Annotated in this window: 3 protein-coding genes; 1 reads left to right on the top strand and 2 read right to left on the bottom strand. The window is 40.2% G+C overall.

Going from position 1 to position 3480, the window contains the following annotated elements:
- A partial coding sequence (locus tag Q1V93_RS13885) for a type IA DNA topoisomerase (protein ID WP_300665502.1) occupies positions 1-1003 on the top strand: 1003 nt, incomplete at its 5' end.
- Here the strand turns inward: Q1V93_RS13885 and Q1V93_RS13880 are convergent.
- Together Q1V93_RS13880 and Q1V93_RS13875 are read right to left on the bottom strand one after the other, a co-directional pair.
- On the bottom strand, positions 1000-1731 hold the full coding sequence (locus Q1V93_RS13880) for a LytTR family DNA-binding domain-containing protein (protein ID WP_300665501.1): 732 nt from the start codon (positions 1729-1731) through the stop codon (positions 1000-1002). The two genes, Q1V93_RS13885 and Q1V93_RS13880, sit on opposite strands and share 4 nt — an antisense overlap.
- Positions 1732-1747: 16 nt before the next feature.
- Positions 1748-3480 (bottom strand): sensor histidine kinase (locus tag Q1V93_RS13875; RefSeq protein WP_300665500.1); only part of this gene is annotated, 1733 nt, incomplete at its 5' end.

Here is a 3480-nt window from a genome sequence, read left to right as displayed (position 1 = left end):
GGAACAGCAGATTTACGATATGATTGCACGTCGTTTCATTGCAGCGTTTTATCCGGAATGTAAAGTTTCGAATACAACCGTTCTCGGAAAAGTAGGTCAGATTGAATTCAAAGCAACCGGAAAACAGATTATTGAACCGGGATGGCGCGTTGTTTGGGAAGAAACGAAAGAAAGCGATTCCGAAGGAAAAAAGACTGTTGAAAAACCGGAACAAACCATGCCTCATTTTGAGGAAGGCGAGAGCGGTCCGCATCAACCGTTTATTCATCAGGGGAAAACAAGTCCGCCGAAACCGTATACTGAAGCAACTTTGCTGAGAGCGATGGAAACTGCCGGGAAAATGGTGGATGATGAGGAACTGCGTGACATGATGAAGGAAAACGGAATCGGCCGTCCGGCAACACGCGCGAATATTATCGAAACGCTGTTCAAGCGAAAATACATTGAGAAGAAACGCAAGAATCTCATTGCAACGACAACTGGTGTCGGATTGATTGATACGATTCAAAATGAATTATTGAAAAGCGCCGAATTGACCGGGCAATGGGAACGAAAATTGCGTTTGATCGAAAAAGGCGAGTATGATCTGGAACAGTTCAAGAGAGAATTGATGGTCATGGTTCGTGAACTAACCGATGAAGTCATCTTTTCCCAGGCTCCGATCAGAATTCAGCTGCATACCGATCAACCGGTAGCAGTCGTGAAAGAGAAAAAGGAACGCAAAAAGGTTGAGAAGCAGAATATCACCGATCTGGATTGTCCGAAATGCAAGAGCAATAAATTGATGACCGGAAAAACGGGGGTTGGCTGTAGTAATTTCAAAGTTTGCGGATTTATGATCCCGTTTGAAATTCTGGGTAAAAAGCTGACAGACAAACAAATGATCGATTTACTTTCCAAAGGAAAAACAACCAAAATGAAAGGATTACTGATTCCCGGATCGCACCAGGTGATCGAAGGCTCGATTGCTTTGGATGAAAGTTTTAATGTGACAGTTGTTTAAACGTGCATCAATCTCTGCATCAACAAATCTTTCCGTGATTTGGATACGGGAATCTGCGCTCCGTTTTCTAAAACCAATGTGTTGTATTCTTTCTGAAACTTTTTAATGTATTTCAGATTCAGTAAAAAGGAATGATGAACCCGCATGAACTTTGATTCGGGAAGCATTGTTTCGAAAACTTTCAGATTCTTGGAACTGGTGATGTGTTCCGTTGTGGTTTGGATCATGGTATATTTTCCATCTGCTTTGAGATAAATAATATCTTCTATCTTTAAGAAAATGATGGAATCCAAACCGGTGATGCCGATTAAATCGGAATGAACGCGCGGATCGTCGTTTTTCCCGCTGCCGGATTCATTTGATTCCGCCATTTGAAGATCAACATCCCGGATCCGTTGAATGCAATTACGTAAATCCGATGAATTGATCGGTTTTAATAAGTAATCGAAAGCTCCTTTCCGGATCGCTGAAATAGCGTGTTCGTCATAAGCTGTGATGAAAACGACTTTTGTTTCGAAGGGAATTTCATCTACGAGGTCAAAACTGGTGCCTGCCTGCAATTGAATATCTAAAAATGCAACGTCGATTGTCATTTCATCGAAAACCTGTTTTGCTTCTTCGGTGGTGGCAACGCTTGCTGCTATTTCGATGTCCGGATCGATTTTATTCAGCAAAGCTGCCAGACCTTCCCGGCTGATTCGAATATCGTCTAAGATGAGAGCTTTCACGTGTTTGAATGTTGAATTAGATTTCTATCATTTCTTCAGTAACCAACGGAATTTTGAAGATGACTGTGGTTCCGCTGTTTTCAGGTTTGTCAATGATCTCAAAGATAACGGAATATTGATATTTCGCCTTCAATAAATTGATCTTATCCAGAACCATATTCCAGCCATGTGAAATGTGATTTGCACGATACGTATTGATGCGTTTTGCTTCCTGTCGACCAATTCCATTGTCGTCAATTTGTAAAATAATCAGATCGTCGACCAATTTTCCCTCAATGATTAATTTTTTAGCCCCTTTTTTGTGTGTTAAACCATGTACAATGGCATTTTCTACGGTTGGCTGAATCAATAAGGTTGGAATTTTAAGATGAAGCAGGTTTTCAGGGATATGAACTTCTACTTCCAGGCTTTCTTCGAAACGGAAGCGTTCCACCGAAATGTAAGATTTCAGCAATTCGACTTCGTCCCGTAAAGTAATAAAGGAATTGTCGCTTTGCTGCAGGAATTTGCGGAGCAGGATCGAGAAATCACTTAATGCGTATTCAGCTTCTTCCTGTTTTCCCATTACAATCAGGTATTGAATATTATTCAGACAATTGAAGATAAAGTGCGGGTTCATTTTAGCCTGAATTGCTTTCAACTTCAACTCAAACATGGTGTTTTTGTGCTCGCTGTCTTTGAGTTCCTGGTCTTTTGATACCTGAATGCGCTTGTAAGTGAGCAGGAATATCAGAAGGAATACCAATCCGAAGGCCATTAATCTGAACCAAAGGGTTTCGTAAATGTGTTTTTGAATTTTAAATTCATAGACCACTTCATTGGGATTGTTGTCATTAAAACCATCAATTCCACGCATGTAAACTTTGTATTCGCCGGGAGGAAGCATTTTGAAACTGATTGCTCCGTGTCTTGTAGGAGTGCTCCATTCTTCTTTGATATCCGGGCCAACCAGCTTGTACTGGTAGTGAAGATTGTAAAATTGAGTAAAATTCGGACAGTAGAATTGAATGTTGATCGTATGTGTATTTCGTGGGAAAATGTGATCACTTAATTTTTGAACTTCGTCATTGACAACTACTTCCTTGAGAAACGGTTTCAACTCCCTGTATTTCGGGATTTCAAAAAAACTGGTTAAAACGCCCTGGATTGTTGGAAAGTAGAAATGCTTTTGATCTTTGGTGTAATAGTTGTTTTGGAATCCGCCGTTGAATTCCGTATTCAGAATCCCATCATCCTGACCTAATCTGAAAGGAATGAGAAAGTTGATTTTTTGTGTAATGAAATCTTCGATCTTTTGCTCGTTGATCACATAAAGACCATGATTTGAGGAAATGTATAGATTGCCTTTTTTATCCGGAGCCAAGGTAAAAATATCATCATCCAGAAGGCAGTTCTTCATTCTGTTAAGTGGAAGCAATCGTTTGAAATCCCAGTAATATAATCCGCCGCCGTAAGTTCCAATAAGAATTGAGCCGTCTTTTTTTTCATGAAAACAGCGTACTTCTTTTCCGTTCAATCCGTTCCGGATGCTGAATTGCCGGATGAGTTTCAGGTCTTCTGAAAAAATATAGAATCCGTTTTCTCCTCCAATCAGTATGTTTCCGTTTTTCATTTGGTAAAAACAGATGATCAAACCCGTTTTTAGGGATTTGAAAAAAGGACGAATGTCATTTGTTGTTTCCCCGAATGCAATCCCATCTTCTGTTCCAATCCAGATTCGTCGTTTTCTGTCCTGGAAGATGGCATGCA

Source organism: Fluviicola sp. (assembly GCF_030151805.1).
In the GTDB taxonomy this organism is placed as follows: Bacteria; Bacteroidota; Bacteroidia; order Flavobacteriales_D; family Crocinitomicaceae; genus Fluviicola.
This window is presented reverse-complemented; position numbering and strand designations above follow the sequence as displayed.